Below are 20,973 nucleotides of genomic sequence, written 5' to 3' on the forward strand. Positions count from 1 at the left end.
CCGCACTGCCCATAGAATGATGTCACGGGGGAAATGACAACCGGAGAAGATACCCATGGCTGTGACTATTTCACGTCGCTCTTCCTACTGCCCCAACTTTGCAACAGCACCTTTCAGGGTCATATGGGGGCAGTGGAGAGAAGTGGTGGATCATTGGACGGCGGTGGATGCCGGAGTAGGCGTGGTGAGTTCCTCTTTCGACTCGGTCGGAGCCAGGTGAGCCGGATCCAGATCAATGCGGCGTAACAGCTGGGCGTTCAGGGCCACCACGATGGTCGAGGCAGACATTAAGATCGCGCCCACGGCCGGGGACAGCACGAACCCGATCGAGGCGAGCACTCCGGCGGCCAACGGCACGGCGAGGATGTTGTAGCCAGAGGCCCAGATCAGGTTCTGGATCATCTTGCGGTAGCTGGCCTGGGACAGCTCAATCATCGACAGCACTGCCCGCGGGTCATCACTGGCTAGGACCACCCCGGCAGATTCCATGGCCACATCCGTGCCGGCACCGATGGCGATACCGACGTCCGCGCGGGTCAGAGCGGGGGCGTCATTGACACCGTCACCGACCATGGCCACGCTCAAACCCCGGTCCTGCAGCTGCGTGACCTTGGTGTCTTTGTCCTGGGGCAGGACCTCGGCGAAGACCTCATCAATGCCTAGGTCCTGACCAACCGCCTGGGCCACCTGCTGCGCGTCGCCGGTGATCATCGCGACCTTCACCCCGCGGTCCTGCAGGGCTTTCACGGCGGCGCGGGATTCGGGGCGGATCTCGTCCTCGACGGCCACCGCACCGATGATCTGACCGTCGCGGACAATATGGAGCACACCGGCCCCACGCCCGGTCCAGGCGCTGGTGGTGTCGGTGAGCTCGGCCGGGGTGGTGAGGTTGAACTCGCGCAGCATGTTCGGCCCGCCCACGAGGATCTCAGCGCCATCGACAGTGGCCCGGACCCCTCGGCCGGAGGCGGCGCTGAAACCAGTTGCACGGATTTGCCGACGGGAGGCCTCGGGATGGGCGGCCGCGGCTGCCACGATGGCGCGGGCCACGGGGTGCTCGCTGTCGGCCTCCGCGGCGGCGGCTAGGGCCAGCAGCTCGCCCTCGGTGACGCCGACAGCTGCCGCGACACCGGTGACCGCGTGCGCACCCTCGGTCAGGGTGCCGGTTTTGTCGAAGAGCACCACGTCGATGGTGCGCATCCGCTCGAGCGCCATCCGGTCCTTGATGAGCACCCCGGATTTCGCGGCCCGCTCGCTGGAGATCGCAATGACCAGCGGAATCGCCAGGCCCAGGGCGTGCGGGCAGGCGATGACCAGCACCGTGACCGTGCGCACCACGGCATCGTCCGGGCTGCCGATGATGGTCCACACCACCGCGGTGATCAGAGCGGAGATCAGCGCGAACCAGAACAACAACGCCGCCGCCCGATCCGCCAGGGCCTGGGCCCGGGAGGAGGACTCCTGGGCGTCGGCAACCATGCGTTGGATCCCGGCCAAGGCGGTGTCCCCGCCGGTAGCCTCCACCCGGATGCGGACGGTGTTGTCGGTGGCCACGGTACCGGCGACCACCTTGTCACCGGTGTCGCGGAAGACGGGACGAGATTCGCCGGTGATCATCGCCTCATCGAATTCGGCGGCTCCGTCGAGGATGGTTCCGTCGGCCGGCACCCGGGCACCGGCCCTCACCAGCACGACGTCGTCGACGACCAGCTCGGAGATGGCCACGGTGCGGGTGGTTCCGTCGATGACTTTCTCGGCCTCATCCGGCAGCAGGGCAGCCAGCGCATCAAGCGCGGAGGACGCGGCCCCGAGAGCGGACATCTCCAGCCAGTGGCCCAGCAGCATGATGGTCACCAGCAGGGCCAGCTCCCACCAAAAGTCCAGCTCAAAACCGCCCAGCCCCAGAGTGGTGACCCAGGAGGCGACAAACGCCACGGTGATGGCCATGGCGATCAGGAGCATCATCCCGGGTTGGCGGGATTTCAGTTCTTTCCATCCGCCCTTGAGGAAAGGCGTTCCGCCGTAGACGAAGATGATCGTGCCCAGCACCGGGGGGATCCAGGTGGATCCGGAGAATGCCGGGAGGTGGTAGCCGAGCAGGTCGGCGACCATGGGGCTGAAAATAACGACGGGAATGGACAGGATCAGCGACCACCAGAAGCGGTCCCGAAACATTGCGGTGCTGTGTCCGGCGTGTTCGCCGTGACCATGAACGTGGTGGTCGTCATCCAGGGCGGAGTGCGGGTGATCGTGGGGCATCGCCTGGCCGTGGGTGCCGGCATCCGCGTGGTGTTCGTGGCTGGCATGATCCGGGTGGTGGGTGTGGTCTGCTTCCGGAGCGGGGTGATCACCATGGTGATCACCGGAATGGTGGGGAGTGCTCATGACGTTCCTTTCGCTCAACCCGGTCGGGGTCGAGATGATGGGTAAAACTGATCAGGATAAGACGGTGTAGCCAGCCTCCTCGATGGCCCGGCGAACCATCTCCGGAGGTACGACACCGGTGACCGTGACGGTGGAAACACCACCAGCAGCGAGATCAATCTGGACGTCGTCGACCTGGGGGAGGGCCTGAAGGGCCTGGGTCACGCTTTTCGCGCAGTGCCCGCAGGTCAGGCCGGTGACCTGGTAGCTAGGGGAGGACGCTCCTGCTGACGAGTCGCTGGCGGCAGGGATGGAGGCGGTGTCGGCACGTGAGGCAGGTCCGCAACAGCTGCAGCCGTGGGAGGCCATCGGCAAGAGGCGGGGCGGGGAGGTGATCATGGGAAAGCTCCTACGAGTCGGTGGGATGCGGCGATGCCACTCTCTAGCGTATACCCCCCGGGGGTATATTTTCAATGGGTGGAGGGAACGGCCCTCACGCGGAGCAGGGTGTGGTCATCGAGCAGCCTCCTCACTGTCGGGAGGGGACAGCGGGAGGCGGAGGGCAAACACCGCTCCGCGACCGGGTCCGGGGGAGGTGGCGGTGAGAGTGCCGCCGTGGGCCTCGATCAATGCCTTGGAGATGGTCAGACCGATACCGGACCCGCCGTCGTCCCGGCTGCGGGCGGCATCCCCCCGGTAGAAGCGTTCGAAGATGTATCTGAGCTGGTCAGGTGGGATGCCCTCGCCGTCATCGGCGACGTGGATGAGCGCGGTGGACGCCCCCTGTCGGTGGACGCTGATCCGGACCTGCCCGCCGGCCGGGGTGTGCCGTAGCGCGTTCGACAGCAGATTGCTCATCACCTGGCCGAAGCGTTGCCGGTCCACGAGCACCCGGGCGGTGTCTGTAATGGTCTCGACCTGTAAATCGACGCCTTTGTCAGCATAAGCTTCCCCCGCGGCAGCAGCGGCGGTATGGAGCAGATCCCCGAGCCCTTCCTGCGCCAGGTCCAGATCGATCCGGTGTTCCTGGGCCCGGGAGACATCGTCGATGTCTTCCATCAACCGGGTCAGGCGGGTGAGTTGGTCAGCCATGATCGTGTGGGTGGCATTATTCCAGTCCACGACCCCGTCCTGGAGACCATCGAGGTAGACCGTGAGCACCGATAAGGGGGTGCCCATTTCGTGGGCCAGATCAGAAAGCATCTGGCGGCGGACCTGTTCGGTGTGTTCCAGCCGGTCGGCCATGGTGTTGAAGGCATGCGCCAGGGTGGTGACCTCGGGGCCTGCTTTTCCGGCGGGCACGCGGATACGGGAGTTGCCGGCCGTCAGGCTGGTAGCGGCGTGGGTAAGATCCTGCAGGGGGGTGCGCAGACGACGCGAAAACCACATGCTGGCCAGTAGGGCGCTGATTAAGGCGGTGGGCAGGGCGACGGCCAGGGTGATCAGGTTGGCGCCCCGGTAGGCCTGCTCGGCATGGAACAGCTCCAGCGAGGGGTCCTCCCGGCCGGTCATCAACATATGATCATGGAATAGGGTCGGGCCCACCATCGTGGCCACGGCCGCGGCCACCAGCAGGCTAATCACCACGACCAACACCTGGGCGGCCAGGAAGCGGAAGGTTAGGCCGGGTCCGTGATTCATGGCTGCCCCATCCGGTAGCCCACGCCACGCACGGTGTCGATAAACCCCCGGCCCCGGGTGTCGGTGCCGAGCTTGCGACGCAAGTTGCCGATGTGGACATCGACGATGCGTTCATCACCGACCCAGGTGGTGTCCCAGACCTCGGTGACCAGGTCGTGGCGGGTCAGCACCTGGCCGGGGCGCAGGGCCAGGGCAACCAGCAGCTCGAACTCCGTGCGGGTGAGCTCCACGGTCGTCTCCCCCACCCGCACCTGATGGGCGACGGGGTCAAGGATGAGGTCACCGACGATCAAGGGGGTGGTCACCTGCGGTGGGGTGGTGCTGGTGCGCGGGCGGCGCAGCACCGCATGCACTCGGGTCACCAGTTCCCGGATGCTAAAAGGTTTGGTGATGTAGTCATCCGCCCCCAAGGTCAATCCGCTGATCTTATCGTCCTCGCTGCCACGCGCGGTGAGCATGAGGATGTAGCAGTCCGAGAAGGTGCGGATCCGTCGGCACACCTCCAGGCCGTCGAGTTCGGGCAGCCCCAGATCCAGGACCACGACATCGGGGGAAAAGCGACGGGTCTCGTCCACGGCCTGGGTGCCGGTGTGCGCCTGGCGGGTATCGAAGCCGGCCCGGATGAGGTAGGAGGCCACCATCTGAGCCAGGGGTTGTTCATCATCGACGACCAGCACCCGCCCCGGGGGCGTGGCGGTGGTCGGTGTGCGGTCAGCCATAGACCCCAGTATCGCTCCGGCCAGGGGGGAATACCACCCTCGCTCAGTGCCCGGCGGGGAAATCTTCATCAAATCTTCAAACATCACCCTTCGACCGCCGTCACCACTGTGCCCCACCCCGGGCGGGCGGCATCGTCTCCCCTGGTCGGTTCAGCAGGCGCCACCAGGGATTTCACTGCCTGCACCGCATACCCGGGGCGGGTAGAAGGACATCGCCCACGGCTGTGGGGTGGTGTTCCGGTGGTGACCCAGCCCACCGAATTCACCCCCTTTTTCGCCCTGTTATAAGGCTGTGAGCAGGGGTTTTGATTTCTAGTCCGTCAGGCACCCGTGCTAGATAAAGGTATGGCATCGACCTTGAGGCGGTGTCTTCTCACCGTCTTACCACGATCCAAGGAGATTGACGTGAAACGAGCAGTGATCGCAGCCGCCGCCCTTGCCCTCGCCCTCACGGGGTGTTCGGCTGCCGACCCGGAACCCACCGCCGACGGGACGGTGTCCCAGGATGCATTCCTGACTGCCCATGGCCTGGCCGACATGGACGCGGTGGAGATCATTGATCACCTCGACCGGCAGAAGGTCACTGAGCGTCCCACGGATCTGAAAGCCTCAGTGCGTGCCGATGAACTGCTGCTCTCGAGCGATGACCAGGAAGTCGTGGTCGATCTTCCCGACAATCAGACGTATGTCTCGATCGCACCCTATCTCACCTCCACCCACGACTGCTTCTACCACAGCCTCACGACCTGCCTGGGGGAACTCGACAATGAGGATATCCAGGTCACGATCACCGATGAGGCGACCGGTGAGGTGCTGGTGGACGAGGCGACAACCACCTTCGACAACGGGTTTATTGGCTTCTGGCTTCCCGATGATGCCACCGGCCTGATTGAGGTCAGCTACCAAGGGCGCACCGGCACCGCGGAGTTTTCCACCGCCGACGACGGTGCCACCTGTGTCACAGACCTGCACCTGACGTGATGGCTCAGCAGGGTCCTCACCTGCGCCTGTCTCCCGTGTCACTGAAATCTAACACCAAGGAAGGTTAAATCATGATGAACGGATTTTCCCGACGACAGTTTCTGCTCGGCGGGCTCGTCCTTGCCGGCACCGGGGCCGTGGCCGCCTGCACCAGCGACCCTGGACCCGCTGCCTCGGCACCAGGTTCCTCTCTTCGCCCCACTCCCACCCCCACTGCGCTCGGTGAGCCGACGGTGCGCCGGACACTGACCGCCCGGCCACTCTCTCTGGATATCGGCGGTATCGAAGCCAAGACGTGGGGATACGTCTCTGACACCGGGGATGCGGCCATTGAGGCCACCGCCGGCGATGTCCTCCAGGTCGATATCACCAATGAACTGCCTGAGAGCACCTCCATCCACTGGCATGGCATCGCACTCCACAACGCAGCCGATGGTGTGCCCGGCATGACCCAGGACCCCATTGAACCTGGCGAGTCTTTCTCCTATGTTTTTGAAGTCCCCCACGGTGGCACCTACTTCTACCATTCCCACTCCGGCCTGCAGCTTGATCGCGGCCTCCACGCCCCACTGATCGTCCGTGACCCGCAAGACGCTGAGGACCAGGACGCCGAGTGGACCATCGTGCTCGACGACTGGGTCGATGGCATTCAGGGCACTCCCGACGATGAGCTCGACAAGCTCACCGGAATGGGTTCGGGCGACCATAACGGGAAGAAGGGGATGGGAGGCCACGGCCATATGATGCACGGCACCCCGGACCGGGTACTGGGCGGGGATGCCGGCGATGTGATGTATCCGCACTACCTCATCAACGGACGTATCCCCCGTGCTCACCGGACCTTCGAGGCTCGCCCGGGCGACAAGGCCCGCCTGCGGTTTATCAACTCCGGCGGTGACACCATCTTCAAGGTGGCCCTCGGTGGTCACCGCATGACCGTCACCCACACCGACGGCTTCCCCGTCCAGCCCAGGGAGACCGAATCGATCTACCTGTCGATGGGCGAGCGTGTCGACGTCGAGGTCATCCTCGGCGACGGCATCTTCCCGCTCACGGCTTTGGCGGTGGGTAAGGACGACCGCGCCTTCGCCGTCATCCGCACCGCCGGCGGCCAGGCCCCCCACCCCGATGTCGACTTCCCCGAGTTGTCGTCCACCGGACTGCTTCTGTCCTCCCTGAAGCCAGCAGACCGTGCACTCCTACCCGAGGACACACCAGACCGAGAAGTCAGCATCGACCTGGGCGGGCAGATGATGCCGTACGAATGGAGCATTCTCACCGACGGCCAATCCTCTTCCGCGACCGTGCAGGAGGGCCAGCGCCTGCGGATGGTCATGCGCAACAGGACCATGATGCCCCACCCCATGCACATCCACGGCCACACGTGGGCGCTGCCCGGCAGCGGCGGACTACGCAAGGACACCGTCCTTCTCCGCCACGGTGAAACCATGATCGCCGACCTGATCGCTGACAACCCCGGTGAGTGGGCATTTCACTGCCATAACGCCTATCACATGGAAACCGGGATGCTCAGCTCGCTTCGCTACGAGTAACCCCCACAGCAGGGTTGAATGCCGAGGTGGGCGGGGGTGTCCCCCGAGTAGTGAACACGGCGTTGGTGTCAGGGGTGAGCAATGTGTGCCAGGAGTCAACGGGATTGAAGTTCGCGTCAGCGCGCACGGCAGCAAGTCCAATGATGCGGTCATAGCGCTTGTTAAAGCCGGTGGTTTCGGTATCAATGACCGCAAAGACCGGCTCGCACGGCATGCGTGGGGTGTAGCGGTTGAGGAGGTTTTCTAAAAAGCCTATGCCTCAAGCCAAGAGGCCCATACCGACATGCCCGCCTAAACGCTATCGAACACTGCAACCAACGTGGATTTCTGTGGATAACCACACTAGCCCTGTGCGGGTTGTCCACAAGGTTAGTGTGGTTGGCCTTTCGTAGCGGGCGTGGGTGTGGTTGCCTTAGTGCTATGAGCACTTCGCAGGACTATCCGAACTCCACCCCAACCCCCGCTACTACGACCACTGGGGAGGGTCAGCGGCGGGGCCGAGTTTGCGGGATATTTCCCAGCAGGAATTAAATACTGCTACCCAGTACATGATTGATGAGCATGGATATGCTGCGTACTAAGCAGAAGAACTGCGACTAGGAAAAATAAAAAGAACCGGAGTGGAAACTTCTGTGGTTTCCATCTCCGGATTTCGATGGTGTGATGTTCACGATGGCAGCTCAGCATGGCTTTTCAAAGAGCATATCCCGTACTGCGGATATGGATTCTTCCCTAGTGCTTCCAACGACGAGAAGCACTAGGGGAGTTTCCTTTTATTGAGCGCCGTTTTCCTTCGGCCGGCCAGGGGTTTCGTGGAAAGATTGAAGATGTTTCTTGAAGGCCCCGTGACGGACGAGGGGCTTTTATGAAACTTCCTGACCAGATGTATTAGGTCCGCGGCAACACCCCGGTTACACGCAGTTTCGCCTCGGGTTGCACAACAGAAGTAAATTTTTGACGTGAGCAGGAGCGCTCCTGAGAACGGGAAGTCAGGAAATTCCGCTTCCGACTCTTCCTGCCTCTCGGCAAGCTCCACGCTCCACGGTGAACGTTCGACAAGTTCGTCAAAGGTGAGCACCTCCGGTGACTTATGGTTCGAGCGGAAACTTTCAACGCTACGGAACTTCGAGCCAATTCGGTTGCCTTCGGCGCGGCACAAATCGCACATGGGCCGATCATCAGAAACGAGCGTGGTTCAGCTGTTTTCGCAACTTTGCCGGAGTCTGCGCCATCTCTGCTACTTTCACTGTCTCTTCAGCAGCGCACACAGCTGCACCGCTACCCGGAACTTGACTAGTTCAGCGATCGCTGTATAGTTCAGCGCATGCTGACTATTGCTTCGCGTCTCGACGTGATGAACCGCCTGGGTCGTGCACTGGCCGACCCCACTCGATCCCGGATCATCTTGACCCTGCTTGACCATCCCGCCTACCCGGCGGAACTATCCCGAGATCTGGACCTGACACGCCCGAACGTGTCCAACCACCTGACATGCTTGCGCGATTGTGGGATTGTCGTCTCCGAGCCAGAGGGGCGTCGGACACGATACGAGATCGCCGATCCGCACCTGGCACAGGCACTGACAGCACTGGTCGATGCCACCCTGGCAGTAGACGAAGACGCCCCGTGCATCGATCCCGTCTGCACGCTTCCCGGGTGCTACGTAGCTGGGGAGGACGCATGATCCTCACCTCGGTCTTGCAGGCGATAGGCCTGTTCGCAGCTACCAACATCGACGACATCATCGTGCTCTCCCTCTTCTTCGCGCGAGGGGCAGGCCAGCGCGGCACCACCGCCCGCATTCTGGCCGGCCAGTACCTCGGATTCGCGGGCATCCTCGTCGCCGCGATCCTTGTGACCACCGGCGCCGGAGCATTTCTGCCCCCGGCAGCCATTCCATACTTTGGTCTCATCCCTCTGGGCCTCGGCCTCTGGGCCGCATGGGAGGCCTGGCGCGGAGACGGTGACGACGATGACGAGGCCAAGGTTGCCGGCAAGAAGGTCGGCGTGGGGGCGGTCGCAGGCGTCACCTTTGCCAACGGTGGCGACAATATCGGCGTCTACACCCCTGTATTCCTCAGCGTGGAGCCTCTCGCAGTAGTCGCCTACTGCGTTATCTTCCTCGCGCTCGTTGCGGTCCTGGTGGCCCTGGCAAGGTTCGTCGCAACCCGCCCCCCGATCGCGGAAGTGCTCGAACGCTTTGAGCACATCCTCTTTCCCATCGTTCTCATCGGCCTCGGTATCGTGATCCTCGTCAGCGGCGGAGCCTTCGGGCTCTGACGTAGCGGCAGCGTTCCAAACGGCCCCGACCGGGCGTTATCGGTGGCTCCTATAACGCCTGGAAGGTCTTTTTGAAGCGCTGTCGGGGCGTGTGAATCTAATCACACAGAGTTTACAGAATCCCAGCAATTAAACTTTCGGCTACCCAATTTCACCCGCGGACGCAATGAGACTAGCACCGACGCTTTCCCCAACGCGCCACCGCTTGCGGCGTAGCCCGACCAAGGCCACCGGCTGGTTCTCAAACGAGGACGAAGCCCGTGGCCTAGAGCTCGTGGTCGAGAGCCGAAATTCGGCCTAAAACCGCGTTTAGCCAAAGAAAAATGACCCCTAGAATCCGCCCCTTCCAGCCGTTCTTTGAGGCTGGTGGCTAAGTCTAGAAGTTCGTCGGGATTATCTGCGGGTCGTTGTTGAGACAGATTTCCCTGTCCCGCGCGCACAAACTTAGCGAGCATGCCGGCGTCGCGGTCCAGTGGGGAAGTGGCAGGCAACTCCGCTTGTATTACCTGTAGGTGCTTGGCGGCACTGTTGGCTGCGTCTAGTGCGTACTCGTAGTCTCCAGTATCCCCGTGCGCTCCAATAAACAAGGCGCACAGGTGCGTGTCCTAGGCTTTTGGTTAGTGAGCTGACACACAGAAAAAACAAGAAATTAGTCGTCGGTTTTGCAGATGTGAAGCACTCCCCTAAGTCACAAACTCTGGTGTAGTTTTACTGCTTCTACAAAAAGGGTAAGTGCGCTTTTAGATTGTTTGAATTACTGGAGTTTGAACTCTACGAGGTCGACTTCGTCATCGGCAGCTAATCCGGGATAGTGAGTATCTAGCGCTTCCTGAAGCTCGGTGAGAGAACCAAAACCGTCATTTCGAGCTTGCTTTTCCGATAATTCACTTCGCTGGGTAGAGACAACGGACGTGACCTGTGCAGGAATGGTGACGACCTCTCCGGATTCTTTCTCGAAGACTATTTGGGCACTTCCTTCATGGAAAGGATCATCTACTCGGATGGTTTGTTGCTTTTCTCCGCTACGAATTGATTCCTCGTAGCCTTCCCACATGTAGATGCGCTGCTCTTGTTCTATATCTCGCCAGTTGAATGCGAATGGTAAGAGTTCTTCTACGGTAGGTGCTTCAAGTCCATTGCTTCCGCGCACGATGCACCGGATGGACGGATCAACATCAAAAAGCACCTGGCGGCATTTACCGCAGGGAGGAATAACTTGACCAGTAGGTCCGTATACGGCGACTACTGCTTGGATTGGGTCCTCTGGATAACTAGCAGCATGGTTAGCTAAAGCCGAGACTTCCCCGCAAGGACCACCGAGGAAGTGGTGCGCGTTCAAACCGAGTACGTGTTTGCCTGATTTGGTGAGGAGTGCTGCGGCTACAGTGTGGTCTTCTCCGTCTTGAAAACGCTGTGCATGGGTGGTTGCTTTGGCTAGTAAATTTCGAAGTTCGTTGGTAATCACTCTTTAAGGGTAATAAATGCTAACGCGCTTGATCTATGCGAAGACAGAGATCGGGAACACCCCCCCGGATCATTTTCAGACAGGGACGAAAATAAGCCATACCGAAGCCAGCGACTAGTTCCACTGCCACAAGGCAGAAGGAACGCAGATAAACATAGCCTGCCCCAGCATGGGGCTAGGAGTACGAATCCTGGGCTCCTTCAAGCGGAACTGCCAACAACGTAATGGGATTAGGCTGGGATCTGGCGCGGGTCAGGAGGCGCAGCAGGAGAGTTTGGAAACGTCGGTGGTGAAGGACTGTGCGGCGATTTTGATCCCTTCGGCCATGGTCAGGTATGGGCACCAGAGGTTCGCGACCTGGTCAACGGTCATTCCGGCCTCGAGGATGTAGACTCCGGCGGCGGCCAGGTCACCGGCCTCCTTGCCGACGGCGGTGATCCCCACAATCCGTCCGGTGTCGGCGTCGGCGACGATTTTGATGAAGCCGCGGGTGTCCCGGTTCACCAGTGCCCGGGGAACGTATTCCAGGGGCAGGACCCGGCATTCACACCGGATGCCCGCCTCGTTGGCTTCCTTGTCGGTCATGCCGACCGCGGCCAGTGACGGGCTGGTGAACGTCACGCGGGGCAGGTGCCGGTAGTCGACCTCGCGCCCGGCGTTGTTGAAGGCGTTCTCCACCATCAGGGTTCCGTGGGCGGACGCGACGTAGACGAATTCTCGGTGCCCGGTCACATCCCCTGCGGCCCAGATCCTGGGGTTGGAGCTGGCGAGTGTGCTCTCGACCAGGATCTGGCCGGTGTCGCCGGTCTTGACGCCGACGGCGTCCAGGTTCAGTCCGACGGTGACGGCGCGTCGGCCGGTGGCTACCAGCAGCTTTGCGGCGCGGAATTCCTCCTGGCCCCCGGCGACCGTGGCGGTGACAAGGACCTCTGCGCCGGCGGGATCTGTGCGGACCGAAGTTACGGCTGCGCGGCGGACCACGCGGATGCCCTCGTCGGCGAAGACGCCCATCAGCGCACGGGAGGCTTCCGGTTCCTCGTGCGAGGCAAGCCTGGAGCGGACCAGCAAGGTCACTTTGGATCCGAGGCGGGCAAAAAGCTGCGCCTGCTCCAGGGCCACGTACCCGCCGCCGAAGACGATCAGGGACTCGGGCACCTCGTTCAGTTCCATGGCGGTGGTCGAGGTCAGGTAGTTGACTTCATCCAGTCCCGGCACCGGGGGTGCCCACGGGGTCGAACCGGTCGCGACCAGATAATGGGCGGCGGTCAGGGAGTCGCGGGTGCCGTCGGGTCCGGTGATTTCCAGGACCGGTTCCTCCGGGGTGCCGGCGAACACCGCGGTGCCCTGGCGCAGGTCCCATCCGTAGTCAGCGGCCAGATCCACGTATTTATCCGAGCGCATTCCCTCGACCAGGGAGCGTTTCCCGTCTATCAGTACACCCATGTCCACCGGGGCGGCGGAAGTGCTGATCCCGGGGAACCTTCCGGTCGCATCCACAGCTACATGCCGGGCTTCGGCGGCGGCCAGCAGGGCTTTGGAGGGAACGCACCCGGTGTTCACACAGGTCCCGCCCACCGTGGAGCGTTCGATCATCACGACCCGATTGCCCAGCTTGGTGGCCCGGATGGCGGCGGCGAAGGCGCCGCCTCCGGAACCGATCACGGCTAAATCAAAATCTGGTGCTGCCTCAGGCATTAGTCCTCCATGGAGTCTCGAATGAACACCCCGGGGGCGTTCCTTTTTGCATACTGTCCCCAGTCTGCACCTTCCCCTGCACGGGAAGGTCAAGAACGGGAGCGAAGAGATCGGTGTTGCTACGGAAGTGTTGTGTCAAGAAATTCCTTCAGGGCATCGGCCTTCATGGGCCGGGAATCGACCCGGCCCAGGATGTCACCGTCAGGTGCGATGACGACGGTACTGTCCAGGGATGTGACCGCGTACTCTTGGGTGAGTTCCCCGGTCCGGTCGACAACGAAGGGGTATCCGGGTGTGCCGGCCATTTCGCGGAACTGGTCCACTTGGGTTTTTGTGGTCTCCGGCGTCACGTCCACGGCGACGAAGTCTGCCTTATCGGCATATTCCTGTTCCAGTTCCTTCATCGCTTCTGCCTGCGGAACGCAGGTATAGCACCCGCTCGCCATGAAATACAGCACTGTCGGGCGGGTGGAAGGGACGGTGAGGGCCTTGCCGTCCACAGATGTGATCTCGATCCTGTCCACGTTGTTTGCGCCCGCTGGCCCGGCGGCGGGAGCGGTTTCGCTCCCGCGGTTCAACGCAGTGAGGGCCAGGACCAGGATGAGGGCCGCGGCCGCTACGACGGCAGTAATGGTGAAGATCCGCCGGTGGTTTCTGGTCGTTGTCATGGGTTTCCTTTCTGGTTGATGCGCCCTGGCGCCGTGTCGGGAAGAAGATGTTCCGGGCCGCAGCACGCTTCGGTGCTGTCGCTGCTCTCAGCCCCATCCGTGATTGCGCTGTTGTCCTGTGCCTTGCTTTTACTGCGGCGCCGCAGGGCCAGGGCCGCGGCGGCGAGGACGGCGGCCACCGCGGTGAGGGTGATGATGGGCCAGTTGCCCGAGATGAAACCGGACAGCGCCACGCTGGCTTCGGTGACCGTCCCGCCCATGATCTCCCCGGCCTGCCCGCCGGACAGGGCCGGAACCCAGTAGAGCAACAGGTAGATCCCTGCGAGGATAAGCGCGGCTCCGCCGAGACGATTAACAAACGGCAGGATCCTTCGGACGTGGCGTGCCAGGACGTCCCGCGCTACCGCTGCACCGAGGGACAGAAGGACCAGCACCACCGAGGAGCCCAAGGCGTAGGCGGCGAAGACCGCCAGCAGCCCGGCCAGGCTCCCGGTGGACACAGCCTGGGCGACAACAGCCAGCAGCAGGGCCAGGCTGCAAGAGAGCGCAGCCACCGCATAGGCCACCCCGTAGCCAAAGACCGCCCTGAGGCCCGAACTGGTCCCGTCCGTCTTCAGAATCCGGGGCAGGTTCAACCTCGCCCCGGGCAGCTGCCATCCGAACACCATGCCAAGGCCGGCAACCACAATAACCGCTCCGATCAGCGCCGCCGCCCAGGGAAGCGCCGACGCCACCGACCGCAGGCCTACAGCGGCGAGCAGGCCGGCCGTAACAAAGACAGTGGCGAAACCGGCGCTGAGGGCAACCCCGGCCTGAAGACCTGCAAGCAACGGCCTCTTCCGTCCCGCACCGGGGCCTGAACCAATGAAGTACGCCAGATAGGTTGGCAGCATCGCAAACCCGCATGGATTCACCGTGGCAAGCATTCCGGTCAGAAAGGCCAAACCCAAAACACCCGTCATCCCTGTGACCCCGCATCCTCAGAAGCACCGGCCCGGGACTGCCCGGACCGCTCCTGCTCCGACGATGAATGAGGTGTTGGAGTAGAACCCGCGGACAGGCTGGCCCCCGGGCGGGAACGGGCGCAACAATCCGTCCCCGGGCTGCCCCGACGCTGCGCCCGCAGGAGCAGGGCCCCCGCGGCAAGGGCTGCGGCGGCAATGAACCAGAGGTTGCCGGCCATTGCGCCGGCCGCGGCGAAAACACCGGCTGCAGCCGTCAGAACGGGTACCCCGCAGCACACGAGCGCCACCATCACAACACCAAGGGAGGACAGCAGAGTGCCTGCCGCAAGCACCAGGCCAGAGCGCTCCCGGCCCTTCACTTTTATTGACATGATCATCCCTTCATATGTCCGGCTCGTGTCCGGGACCCCGACAGGGGACCCCAACACGAAACCGGACGGCCAGTAGTACGTCACACCCCATTATCAACCTTCCACTAAGGGGGAAGGTCAAGCTGGCGGCGGGACCTGTTGGTTTGCGGGTGCCGATGGCGGAACGTTCCAGTACGATGGAAGGGTCATATGCGATTTTTTGGAACGAGATGAGGACCCGAAATGCGAATCGGTGAAGTTGCTGATGCTGCCGGTATAACAACCAAGACGATCAGGTTCTATGAGGACCGGGGCCTGCTCCCACCGGCTGAGCGCTCGGCCAACGGCTATCGTGACTACACCCACGACACCCTCAGCCGCCTCGAATTCATTCGCCGCAGCCAAATCGCCGGGCTGACCCTGGCGCAGATCCAGGGCATTCTGCGGATCCGCGATAGCGGTTTGACGCCTTGCACCCACGTACGGGATGTCCTGGGGAAACAGTTGCAGGACCTGGACCGGAAAATCGCGGAGCTCACCGCGCTCCGGGTGACCGTGGCCGAACAATATGCAACCGCCGAGGTGGCCGACCCTCAGCGCTGCGATGCTGAACAAATCTGCAGTTACATCTGAGCCCGCCGCAGGCTAAGGGGCTTCACTGAGCCGGCTCCCGCCGCGGCCAGTGCCGTCCGCAGTTACGCAGCACCCGGCTCCACGGCACGGAAGACCTCCGTGCCCGCGGCGTCCAGGATTACAGCGGTGCTTACCTGGTTTATCCGGTAGGCGGTGATGAGCCGCGTATCGGTATCAGAGGCAAAGGCCAGGGATGACGCCCCATTTCCGGCCAGGAATTCCCTGATTTCATTGGCCGTCTCGTAGGACGCGATGTCCACCGCGACATAGTTCACGGCAGCAGGAGAGCTTCGCTGGACCTTGGCAAGCACCCGGGCTCCCGGCTCGAAGGTCAAGCCCCATGGTGATGCCGTGGCCCGGCGAGTGAGCGAGGTCAGGCCGGTTGGCGGCGGCTTTCGGTGGGAATGATCTGGGGTAGGAACCGGACGTAGAGGATCGTGCTCTGATTCTTATTCTCTCCGAGACGGGTGACACATGTAACAGTTGATTACACTTCACTTTGACGGTTATGAAGCGACGTCTTAAGTTGTCTCAAAAAGTCAGGAGAAGTACTTGGGGGCGCTGTACAGCTTTAAAGCTCACCGATAATGACTAGCTCAAGTTCAGCAGAAGGCTACTATTTTTCTGGGCTTATCTACGCTTTTAGCCTCTGAAGAATGCTTGTTTTACTCAGGGCATTGATGTTTTTAAAAATGGCTTGAGCTTGATAGCGAGGACATATCAGAAGAGCTTTTTCGTGTTTCTTTATGAGTGTCTGGGGTATGGGGGTCAACGGGCGGATGAGCTACAGGAGGAGCATACTTAAGACCGTTTTCTGCTTTAACTTTTTCTTGAGGGGAAAGTCCCACGTTAGAGTGGATGGTTTCATGTACCCAGTCAGCCCTCGGGGGAAGGTTTGTATGCCACATGGGCCTATCTTGCCCATCGATGCATTCTGGGTTAAATCCGCCGGCAGTGTGTACTGCGTAGAGAGTGTTGTTTTTGTAGACAGGTGCTCCCGAATCTCCGCCGCAGGATCGTGAGTCCGTTGACGATTTTCCTTTGAGCAGATCGGTATACGTAACGTTTCCGAAGTTCAGGGAGTCTACTTTTTCGGAAATGACTGTTTCCGCCGAAGAAGCATAGTCATGGGGTTGACCATAACCAGTAAGTATGGCTTGATCCCCGATCTTCAACGGCTCTGTGGCCACGGTAAATGAATCGGCATTGATTCCGTCACCGACTTTAATAAGTGCAACATCTTCGGTAGAAGACTTGGTATAGATAGCGGCGATACCTGCTGCTTCACCATCTGATTGGCGGAGAAAACCATCCATAAAAGGTGAATTAGAAACACAGTGATGCGCGGTCAACCAGAAATTGTCCCCTACATAGCTTGCCGTGCAATCACGCCGAACACGTTGTTGCTGTGAGTCATCCAAACTTGGAGTTACTGACCACAAAGCCGCAATACGATTATCATTCACCGGCACAGTACTGCTTGCCTGCAATGAAGCGAAGTCATTATCTGCAGCAACAGCCACCGAAGAGCAAGCCCCTAGCGCAGTAAATGCGCAGGCTAGAGAACAAAGACCGAGTTTAACTATTTTCATCGGTACCCCACGAGATTAGATAAGGAGAACTTTTTTCACTTAACCAGCGTAGCCTGCCACCAGGCTATAAGCTGACCTAGTAGAACAACTCCTTGTTTCACTCTCATCTAAGGACCGCCAATGAAAGCTCTCTCACGCAAACTACTTGCGATTATCTCAACAAGTCTCCTGTTTAGTGCCACACCAGGTATTGCAGTAGCCCAATCATCCTTTTCTGGCTCATCCACTTCTGATGATTTTCAGTCGGTAATTGAACCATCTGAAACTCCTAATTCTGCCGCGAGCCTCGATAACTCGATCGCAAGTGAAGCAGCTCCCTCACAAGCAGTAGATGGCCCATTCGCTGAATGGGGTATTCCAACTCCTCCGGGTGCTGAAGGCTATGAGGTTAATCAGGTCGCTGAGGAAGATCTCAATCCACAAGGATTAGACGAGTGGCATCCAACCGCGAACCCGAATAAGGAAATTATTCCTGGCCAGATGCGCTCTGACCGGGAAGAGATCCCCGCTGGTGTGGACAAGGTAGAAGCTGATAAGGCAGAGGTCCGGGAAGCGCAACTTGCGGATCCAGATACACCAACGTTGAATGCACGCCCAGGTTGCGGTGTGTATTGGCCAACCAGATTCGAAGTGTGCGGACTAATTAAAGAAAAGTACGACAGTATCGGCGGTCCTAAGAGTTTTCTTCTTCTGCCAAAATCTAATGAACTCACCAATCCAGACGGAGTCGGCAAGCGTTCTGAATTTGCCAATGGGTTTATCTATTGGCATCCCAAGACTGGTGCGCATACGGTTAGTCTTCCAGTGTCGGTTGTTTGGGCGCGCCATGGCTGGGAAAAGGGCTTCCTTGGGTACCCCACTACCAGCGATATGGCTTTAGGAAACCAGTGGTTTAAACAAGACTTCCAAGGCGGACATGTTTACACCCACAATACATTGCCGGCAACTCAGGCCAGCATCCAAGGCCGAATTTATGACAAATGGCAATCCATGGGTGCCCAAAACAGCGAACTCGGCTACCCCATCAGCGATGAGCTAACCACCCCAGACGGTGTCGGACGCTACAACGTCTTCGAACACGGAATGATCTACTGGACACCGCAGCACGGAGCACATCCGGTTATGGATCCGGTGCTTCTTGATTGGTCTGCAGCAGGATATGAGAAAAGCTCTTACGGATTCCCCACAGGAGATCCGAAAGAAGAAGAGGATTTTGTTTCTCAGAACTTTGAGGGAGGAACACTAAAGTCTATTAAACGAGAGGGCCTACCAGGGGGTTCTCTAATGGGCGTTACTCCTTATTTGGAATTTCCTAGTCCTGCTCTAGCAGCAGAGTTTTTTGACCGTGTCGAAGCTGGATTGGAAGAGCTCCCCTTGGAAGACGCGATAAGCCTTCAAGCAGCGGGAAAGCGCTATGGGCCTTGTGAGCTGTCATTGGATAATCCGCACAATCGGAAAAGTTCAGATTTTAAAGCCGTGGGGTTCAAGCCACATACGAAGTGCAAAGAAAAGGTACTGAGCGTGACCCACGTTAATACATTGCGCTATAAATACTATGCATGGTGGAAAAAAGCACCTGATTTAAGGAGTGGTACAGATAATAAACCGGAGTATAAATTCGATAAAAAAAAGAAACTTCCACATAAGTACAGCTCGCTTAAAGTGGAACAAGATTGCGTTGGAGACGTCGAAACCTCATTTATTGGGGTAACTGAAGGAAAAATTGTTACCTCAACGGGAACTTATTATGCGAGGGCTTATAGTAATCCGGCTCGCGTTGAATGTAAGATTCCTGGCAATCTTTAAAAGGTAGGACTCGGTTAGTGCATATATCTAATATTTATCTCGCCTACGTCAAACGCTTCTTTCTAGACAAGCCTGATACAGCAATCCAGGTTCTTGCAGGTGCCAGTTTTGATGAGCAAGAGATTCTCGAGTGGATTGAAGAAGGTAAAAAAGTAGACCATGACATTTGGTACGAGAAAATTCCGATAGAGAATGCTTCCCATTCTCTCAGTTCGCCGAGTGAGGTATTAGTTTATTTCGATGGGTGCGATTTTGAGGAAGGATGGGAACGTGATTTTCAGTGGACAGATCCAGTAGGTCGTAGAGCCCTTATCCCCGAAAAGTTTAATGGAGTTGTACGCCCCCAACCTGAGACAGAAGGAGTGCAACGGGAAGACGGATATGTAGGTAATGATTACTATCTGTGGAGAGTTCCTTGCCCATGGAAAAGCCGCTACCTTTTAGCTCCGTTCCAGGAAAAGAATAATGAGTGGTACGAGGGACGTCCGTTTACGGTTTGAGCGTAATTAAATCGTAAAATCATGATGCGAGAAAAGTGACCTTAACTAGAGCAGTTAGTTAAGGTCACTTTTGTTTGTACTAATGACTTTCATCGATTGGACGAAATGAACCAATGGCACAAACTAACCAGCTGGTGCTGCCGCAGAAGTCACAGGAGCGACTTCCTTACCCCATGTGATTGTCACGTCCTGGTGCTCGATTGCGCGTGCGCGCCCTAACGTTTTGAACGCGCTCTGTTACTCATACTGATACGCAAATGCGCCAGCACATTGCGTGACACAAGCGCCCTGCTATCTGCCCGCAGATGTTCACACCTCTGACCGCGACTCATGGTCGCTGGCGCGATTAATTCCATGGCACAGTACTGCTTGCCTGCAATGAAGCGAAGTCATTATCTGCAGCAACAGCCACCGAAGAACAAGCCCCTAGCGCAGTAAATGCGCAGGCTAGAGAACAAAGACCGAGTTTAACTATTTTCATCGGTACCCCACGAGATTAGATAAGGAGAACTTTTTTCACTTAACCAGCGTAGCCTGCCACCAGGCTATAAGCTGACCTAGTAGAACAACTCCTTGTTTCACTCTCATCTAAGGACCACCAATGAAAGCTCTCTCACGCAAACTCCTTGCTTTCGTCTCAGCAAGCCTATTAATCAGTACCACTCCCGGCACTGCAGTCGCACAATCATCTTTTTCTGATTCATTATCGTCATCAGTGTCACAGGGTGCTTTTCCTGCTGATTCTAGTGAAAATTCCGTAGAGGAAATCGACAGTAAAGAAGCGTCAGATGAATACCCCACTCCAGTACTGCCAGAGTGGGCTAAGGGGGCTTCGTCTGAAACTGTAGAGACTGAACTTTCACCGGAAGAGGTCTCCGAGTGGACTCCGACGAAATCTCCTAAATCTACTGTACGCCCTGGAGAAATGCGTAGCGATAGGGAAGAAATACCGGGTGATTTCACCAAAGAAGAGGCGGATCTTGCAGAAACAAAAGAAGCACAGCTGCAAGAAGAAGATAATCCAACCCTAAATTCTGCCCCAGGTTGCAAAGTTTACTGGCCTTCTCCTTTTGAAGTATGCGGTGCAATCCGGGAACTTTATGATTCCATTGGCGGACCGAAAAGCTTTCTGACGTTTCCTAAAAGCAACGAGCTAACTAACCCTGACGGTATTGGTAAAAGGTCCGAATTCGTCAACGGGTTTATCTATTGGCATCCAAAGACAGGCGCTCATACTGTTAGCATTCCTGCAACCGTCGTGTGGGCAAAGCATGGTTGGGAACGCGGACACTTCGGGTACCCAATGACTAATGATATCGCTCTCGGAGAGGGTTGGTATAAGCAGAAATACCAAGGTGGCTACATCTACACACGAAACTCCATTCCTGCAGTACAAGCAGGAATTCAGGGGCGAATATATGACAAATGGCAGGGCATGGGAGCCCAAAAGAGTACCTTAGGTTTCCCTATCAGCAGCGAAGAAAAAACACCTGACGGGATCGGGCGATACAACCTTTTCCAAAAAGGAATTATGGTTTGGCACCCCAAATTCGGCGCTCACGCTATAACAGGCGATGTGCTACTCCAATGGGTGTATTCAGGCGCTATTGATGGAGATGTCGGCTACCCTATTGGTGACCCCGGAGAAAGTGACAGTGACGGTTGGAAGGAACAAAAGTTTGAATGAAGTGCCCCGGGTTTTGTTCCTAGGCGTTTGCCTTGATTTCTATTATTGCTTGCGGCGGGTGCTGGTCCCAAAAT

The 20,973-nt window shown here is 58.8% G+C and carries 20 protein-coding genes; 8 read left to right on the forward strand and 12 right to left on the reverse strand.

Annotated features, from left to right (window positions below; translation table 11 throughout):
• Positions 1–150: 150 nt before the first annotated feature.
• The 4 genes from QP904_RS11355 to copR all read right to left on the reverse strand — a co-directional run bounded on the left by QP904_RS11355 (position 151) and on the right by copR (position 4,724).
• Positions 151–2,385 carry a copper-translocating P-type ATPase gene (locus QP904_RS11355; protein ID WP_284836093.1) on the reverse strand — a complete coding sequence of 745 codons (2,235 nt, stop codon included), beginning with the start codon at positions 2,383–2,385 and terminating at the stop codon, positions 151–153.
• Between the two features lie 51 nt (positions 2,386–2,436).
• A complete protein-coding gene (locus QP904_RS11360) occupies positions 2,437–2,763 on the reverse strand; it encodes a heavy-metal-associated domain-containing protein (RefSeq protein WP_086589178.1) in 327 nt (108 codons plus the stop codon).
• A 114-nt stretch (positions 2,764–2,877) separates the two neighbouring features.
• A complete protein-coding gene (copS, locus tag QP904_RS11365; RefSeq protein WP_086589179.1) occupies positions 2,878–4,005 on the reverse strand; it encodes a two-component system sensor histidine kinase CopS in 1,128 nt (375 codons plus the stop codon).
• Entirely contained in the window at positions 4,002–4,724 is a 723-nt protein-coding gene (gene copR, locus QP904_RS11370) for a two-component system response regulator CopR (RefSeq protein WP_086589189.1), read from the reverse strand. The genes copS and copR overlap by 4 nt, the downstream gene beginning before the upstream one ends.
• Positions 4,725–5,129: 405 nt before the next feature.
• On the opposite strand from copR, the gene QP904_RS11375 reads away from it, so the two are divergent.
• On the forward strand, positions 5,130–5,705 hold the full coding sequence (locus QP904_RS11375) for a CueP family metal-binding protein (protein ID WP_086589180.1): 576 nt from the start codon (positions 5,130–5,132) through the stop codon (positions 5,703–5,705).
• A 71-nt stretch (positions 5,706–5,776) separates the two neighbouring features.
• On the forward strand, positions 5,777–7,258 hold the full coding sequence (locus QP904_RS11380) for a multicopper oxidase family protein (protein WP_086589181.1): 1,482 nt from the start codon (positions 5,777–5,779) through the stop codon (positions 7,256–7,258).
• Here the strand turns inward: QP904_RS11380 and QP904_RS11385 are convergent.
• Positions 7,236–7,472, reverse strand: coding sequence for an exonuclease domain-containing protein (locus tag QP904_RS11385; RefSeq protein WP_234288142.1), 237 nt, complete (start codon positions 7,470–7,472; stop codon positions 7,236–7,238). The genes QP904_RS11380 and QP904_RS11385 overlap by 23 nt on opposite strands.
• 1,110 nt (positions 7,473–8,582) lie before the next feature.
• Here QP904_RS11385 and cmtR point away from each other — a divergent pair.
• Complete coding sequence (gene cmtR / locus QP904_RS11390) at positions 8,583–8,942, forward strand: Cd(II)/Pb(II)-sensing metalloregulatory transcriptional regulator CmtR (RefSeq protein ID WP_086589182.1); 360 nt, start codon at positions 8,583–8,585, stop codon at positions 8,940–8,942.
• Positions 8,939–9,538 (forward strand): cadmium resistance transporter, encoded by a 600-nt coding sequence (locus QP904_RS11395; RefSeq protein ID WP_061925647.1) that lies wholly within the window; start codon positions 8,939–8,941, stop codon positions 9,536–9,538. Before cmtR ends, QP904_RS11395 begins: the two co-directional genes overlap by 4 nt.
• A gap of 754 nt (positions 9,539–10,292) precedes the next feature.
• Here QP904_RS11395 and QP904_RS11400 read toward each other — a convergent pair.
• The 5 genes from QP904_RS11400 to merT all read right to left on the reverse strand — a co-directional run bounded on the left by QP904_RS11400 (position 10,293) and on the right by merT (position 14,702).
• Positions 10,293–11,003: an ASCH domain-containing protein gene (locus QP904_RS11400; RefSeq protein ID WP_071406902.1), complete on the reverse strand. Its 711-nt coding sequence runs from the start codon at positions 11,001–11,003 to the stop codon at positions 10,293–10,295.
• Positions 11,004–11,255: 252 nt separating this feature from the next.
• Positions 11,256–12,698, reverse strand: a complete 1,443-nt coding sequence (merA, locus tag QP904_RS11405) for a mercury(II) reductase (protein WP_086589184.1) — start codon at positions 12,696–12,698, stop codon at positions 11,256–11,258.
• Positions 12,699–12,817: 119 nt separating this feature from the next.
• Positions 12,818–13,366: a TlpA family protein disulfide reductase gene (locus QP904_RS11410; RefSeq protein ID WP_086589185.1), complete on the reverse strand. Its 549-nt coding sequence runs from the start codon at positions 13,364–13,366 to the stop codon at positions 12,818–12,820.
• Positions 13,363–14,328 carry a cytochrome c biogenesis CcdA family protein gene (locus QP904_RS11415; protein ID WP_284836094.1) on the reverse strand — a complete coding sequence of 322 codons (966 nt, stop codon included), beginning with the start codon at positions 14,326–14,328 and terminating at the stop codon, positions 13,363–13,365. The genes QP904_RS11410 and QP904_RS11415 overlap by 4 nt, the downstream gene beginning before the upstream one ends.
• Complete coding sequence (gene merT / locus QP904_RS11420; RefSeq protein WP_034973490.1) at positions 14,325–14,702, reverse strand: mercuric ion transporter MerT; 378 nt, start codon at positions 14,700–14,702, stop codon at positions 14,325–14,327. Before merT ends, QP904_RS11415 begins: the two co-directional genes overlap by 4 nt.
• Before the next feature lie 228 nt (positions 14,703–14,930).
• On the opposite strand from merT, the gene QP904_RS11425 reads away from it, so the two are divergent.
• The gene (locus QP904_RS11425) at positions 14,931–15,314 is read left to right on the forward strand and encodes a heavy metal-responsive transcriptional regulator (protein WP_369815758.1); all 384 of its coding nucleotides are present in this window, start codon (positions 14,931–14,933) and stop codon (positions 15,312–15,314) included.
• 62 nt (positions 15,315–15,376) lie between these two features.
• Here the strand turns inward: QP904_RS11425 and QP904_RS11430 are convergent, their stop codons facing one another.
• Complete coding sequence (locus tag QP904_RS11430; protein ID WP_284836095.1) at positions 15,377–15,649, reverse strand: alkyl hydroperoxide reductase; 273 nt, start codon at positions 15,647–15,649, stop codon at positions 15,377–15,379.
• A 351-nt stretch (positions 15,650–16,000) separates the two neighbouring features.
• Positions 16,001–16,837 (reverse strand): trypsin-like serine peptidase, encoded by an 837-nt coding sequence (locus QP904_RS11435; RefSeq protein WP_284836096.1) that lies wholly within the window; start codon positions 16,835–16,837, stop codon positions 16,001–16,003.
• 189 nt (positions 16,838–17,026) lie between these two features.
• Between QP904_RS11435 and QP904_RS11440 the strand changes: the two genes are divergently transcribed.
• From QP904_RS11440 to QP904_RS11450, 3 genes are all read left to right on the forward strand, one after another.
• Positions 17,027–18,712 (forward strand): LGFP repeat-containing protein, encoded by a 1,686-nt coding sequence (locus QP904_RS11440; RefSeq protein ID WP_259887900.1) that lies wholly within the window; start codon positions 17,027–17,029, stop codon positions 18,710–18,712.
• A gap of 17 nt (positions 18,713–18,729) precedes the next feature.
• Positions 18,730–19,212, forward strand: a complete 483-nt coding sequence (locus QP904_RS11445; protein ID WP_259887901.1) for a hypothetical protein — start codon at positions 18,730–18,732, stop codon at positions 19,210–19,212.
• Between the two features lie 601 nt (positions 19,213–19,813).
• A complete protein-coding gene (locus QP904_RS11450; protein WP_284836097.1) occupies positions 19,814–20,899 on the forward strand; it encodes an LGFP repeat-containing protein in 1,086 nt (361 codons plus the stop codon).
• The last annotated feature ends 74 nt before the right edge of the window (positions 20,900–20,973 follow it).

The sequence above is a fragment of the Corynebacterium nasorum genome (assembly GCF_030229765.1).
GTDB classification, from domain to species: domain Bacteria; phylum Actinomycetota; class Actinomycetes; order Mycobacteriales; family Mycobacteriaceae; genus Corynebacterium; species Corynebacterium kefirresidentii.